This window comes from Peribacillus sp. NPDC056705 (genome assembly GCF_043656335.1).
The window spans coordinates 1-3,585 of sequence record NZ_JBHTYI010000076.1; the positions used below are offsets into that span (position 1 = coordinate 1).

Here is a 3,585-nt window from a genome sequence, read left to right on the forward strand (position 1 = left end):
GTTTTGTTCACTATATTTTCGTAAATAGGTTCCGATTTCTCAAAAATATAGGTTGACTGTTTTGGGAATCGTTGGTACTATAAATAACATAAAAACTAGAACAATGTCGAATTATGACTTTTTTAAATTATGGCGAGAGGGGCATTTATAAGTTATGATGAAATCAACAGGAATTGTAAGGAAAGTCGATGAGCTGGGGCGCGTTGTCATTCCGATCGAATTGCGCCGCACACTTGGAATCGGTGAGAAGGATGCTCTGGAGATCTATGTAGATGGCGAACGCATCATGCTGAAGAAATATGAGCCTGCTTGCATCTTCTGTGGCAATGCTGAGAACGTAACTTATTTCAAAGGCAAAATCGTTTGTCACGAATGTATTTCGGAAATCCCTACACCTGTGACAAATTAAGAAACTTAGTATATAATAGCATTATTACTTTTAGTTAATTCTAACCTTTTTCATATCTCCTTGGCGCCTTCCTCGGCTATGAACCCGGCCGCAGGGAGGTATTTTTTTGTTATCCTCCCCACGCCCCGATAACCTGCTCTCATTCGTTCAGAAGTGCATTATAGACATCCCGCTTCGAAACTCCGCGATCACTTGCGGTCTTTTTCATCGCATCCTTACGGTTCAGACCTTGTTCTTCGTAATGCTGCACGTGTGCCTCGAGTGCGATCTCCTGCCACCACGCATTCTGTTCCCGTACTTCGTCTTCTACCGATCCGGCCTCAACCACGATACAATATTCTCCGAGCGGAGGGTGATCCTCCAGCCAAGCCGAACACTCCTCTACCGTTCCACGAAGAAACTCCTCATACCGTTTGGTAAGCTCGCGAGCAAGCGTCACCTTTCGATTTCCCAGTACCTCCCCCATCAACGACAACGTCTTCTTCACACGGTGTGGCGATTCATAGAAAATCAAGGTTCCGTGCGCGGATGTAAGCTCCCCCAGCTGATTGATGATATCTTTACGTTCCCTTGGTAGAAATCCGATAAAGGTGAACCGTTCGGTCGGCAGACCCGAGGCAATCAATGCGGACAGCGCAGCATTGGCTCCCGGAATCGGAATGACTGCAATTCCCGCTGCAATCGCCAGGGACACTAAATCCGCACCGGGATCGGAAATCGCTGGCAAACCGGCATCGCTGACAAGCGCTACATTTTTTCCTTCTATTATATAGCGTATGATTTCAGGACCGCTGGCCGCCTTATTATGCTCATGATAGCTGAACAAAGGCTTGGCCGGAATGTCAAAATGCGTAAGTAGCTTTCGCGACTGCCTCGTATCCTCAGCTGCGATAATGTCGCTCTCTTGGAGCGTTCGTACGGCCCGGTAAGTCATATCCTCCAAATTACCGATGGGCGTCGCTACCAAATATAGTGAACCCGGACTGCCGTCTGTAGGAGCCGCGTAGCTCTGTTGCACCAGATTGCTCATTGTCTTAGCCTCATCTCTATTGGGATCCATAATAGATCTCCATGAATTCCTCGCCGTATTGTCCCTGATCATCGTATACAATCAATGGCGCCTTTAGTCTAACTTCCGGCTTGCCATCGCGTATTCCTTCAATTAATACCATATTGGCCTCCATATTGGCACGCGGATGAACAAAACGTATTACTTTTGGCTCGATACGGTATTGACTCATGAGGGTGATGATCTCTGCTAAGCGTAAAGGCTTATGCACCATACTCATTTTGCCGCCTTGGCGCAGTAACCGCGCGCAAGATGCAATAACCTCTTCCAAGGTACAATAAACCTCATGTCTGGCGATCGCCTGATGTTCATTCAGCTTCAGATCGCTGCCATTCAACGGCATATAAGGCGGATTGACTGTAATGAGATCATAAGCCCCGTAGCCAACCCCCTCCTCCTTGTAAAGCTCTCTCAAATCCCCTTCATGAATGGTGATCTGATCCTGGAGATCGTTCATCATGACACTGCGCCTGGCCATATCTGCTAGTCGGGGCTGGATTTCAATTCCTTCAATCGGTGCCTTGGTTCGTGTAGACATGAGAATCGGAATAACTCCGTTCCCTGTACACATGTCCAGAATCCGTCCCTTGCGCGGAATACTGGCAAATCTGGCAAGCAGCACCGCATCCATCGAGAAACTGAAAACCTCCTCACTCTGTATAATACCCAGCTCATGGGTAAGCAGATCATCGATCCGCTCCGATGGCGCCAGCGAGACTTCATTCCATTTCATCGTTTCATGACACTCCTTAATTCTAAACAGTATAACCTTCTAATTTCAGAAAAAAACCGTAGGCAGTTTATCCTACGGCTTCTTATTTATTCAAAAAAGATAGACAGAAAAGGCAATCGCCTTCCGTTCGCAAATGTCCATAGTAGACGTTGCAGATATGGAAGCCTTCATGATAGAGACGGGCTAAGTTATCGTATCCCTCTCCGACCACATCTTCTCCCTGCATTTCCCCCTTGATGGGAGACACAGACTGAAGTGCAACCTGGTTCTCTAGTTCCGCCGGAGCTACTTCCCGCTTTAGTATTTTCCGGAGCTGTTCATTTTCAAGACTGAGGCGATGGTTTTCTTCCAGCAACTCCTTGATGACCAGCTTGAGTCCACCCAGTTCACTGTGTATATGTCCCATCTGTGTTTCCAACTCTTGAATGAGCACAAAAATGTTTTTCTTCTCCAAGTCTACACCCCGAAAATAAACATTCTATTGGATCTACTTGATGACTACGTCATCCAATGGGAGTTCTTTGACCTTCCCAATTTCAAACAGCTGAACATGAACCGTCCGTTTATCCGCATTGATGCCGACAACCTTGCCGTCACCCAGGGATGTCACGACCATCTTGCCGACAGATGGAAGCTCTTCTTTCACGCTCTCATAATTATCATGCTCAAACTTCAGGCAGCACATTAATCTTCCGCATAAGCCGGAGATTTTTGTCGGATTAAGCGATAGGCTTTGATCTTTCGCCATTTTGATTGATACCGGTTCAAAATCACCGAGCCATGAGGAGCAGCACAGTACACGTCCACAAGGTCCAAGCCCGCCGAGCATCTTCGCTTCATCTCGTACTCCGATCTGACGAAGCTCGATTCTCGTCCGGAATATGCTGGCCAAATCCTTGACCAGTTCGCGGAAATCCACACGGCCCTCGGCCGTGAAGTAGAAGATGATCTTGTTACGATCGAATGTGAATTCCACGTCGACCAGCTTCATCTTCAAACCATGATCCCGGATTTTATTTAAACAGGTGGTAAAGGCATCCTTCGCAGCTTGCTTGTTCTCTTCAACGATGCGTGCATCGGATTCCCCTGCAATGCGGATGACTTTCTTCAGTGGAAGAACGACATCAGCCTCACCGACCTCCTTCTTTCCAATCACAACTTGACCATACTCAATACCTCGCGCCGTTTCGACGATGACGGAATTCTCCTTCTCCACGGGCAGTTCAAGCGGATCAAAGTAATATATTTTGCCCGCTTTCTTGAAGCGGACACCTACTACACTGTACAAAAAAATAAACCCCCTTGTGCCTGTACATATTGGCCATTCTTAGGGCCTGGGGGCGTGCTCACGTCGGAGTGTTACCGCCCAAACCC

The 3,585-nt window shown here is 47.4% G+C and carries 5 protein-coding genes; 1 reads left to right on the forward strand and 4 read right to left on the reverse strand.

All coding sequences use genetic code 11. The annotated features are described in order from the left end of the window. The first annotated feature begins 154 nt into the window (after positions 1-154). Complete coding sequence (locus ACFRAK_RS27300) at positions 155-409, forward strand: AbrB/MazE/SpoVT family DNA-binding domain-containing protein (protein WP_006207408.1); 255 nt, start codon at positions 155-157, stop codon at positions 407-409. A gap of 139 nt (positions 410-548) precedes the next feature. On the opposite strand, the gene rsmI is transcribed toward ACFRAK_RS27300, so the two are convergent. From rsmI to ACFRAK_RS27320, 4 genes are all read right to left on the reverse strand, one after another. Then, positions 549-1,439, reverse strand: a complete 891-nt coding sequence (gene rsmI / locus ACFRAK_RS27305; RefSeq protein ID WP_394572930.1) for a 16S rRNA (cytidine(1402)-2'-O)-methyltransferase — start codon at positions 1,437-1,439, stop codon at positions 549-551. A 16-nt stretch (positions 1,440-1,455) separates the two neighbouring features. Next, positions 1,456-2,211, reverse strand: a complete 756-nt coding sequence (locus ACFRAK_RS27310) for a tRNA1(Val) (adenine(37)-N6)-methyltransferase (RefSeq protein WP_394572927.1) — start codon at positions 2,209-2,211, stop codon at positions 1,456-1,458. Positions 2,212-2,293: 82 nt separating this feature from the next. Beyond that, the gene (yabA, locus tag ACFRAK_RS27315; protein WP_394572928.1) at positions 2,294-2,665 is read right to left on the reverse strand and encodes a DNA replication initiation control protein YabA; all 372 of its coding nucleotides are present in this window, start codon (positions 2,663-2,665) and stop codon (positions 2,294-2,296) included. A gap of 33 nt (positions 2,666-2,698) precedes the next feature. Then, positions 2,699-3,499 carry a PSP1 domain-containing protein gene (locus tag ACFRAK_RS27320; protein WP_394572929.1) on the reverse strand — a complete coding sequence of 267 codons (801 nt, stop codon included), beginning with the start codon at positions 3,497-3,499 and terminating at the stop codon, positions 2,699-2,701. Between the last annotated feature and the right edge of the window lie 86 nt (positions 3,500-3,585).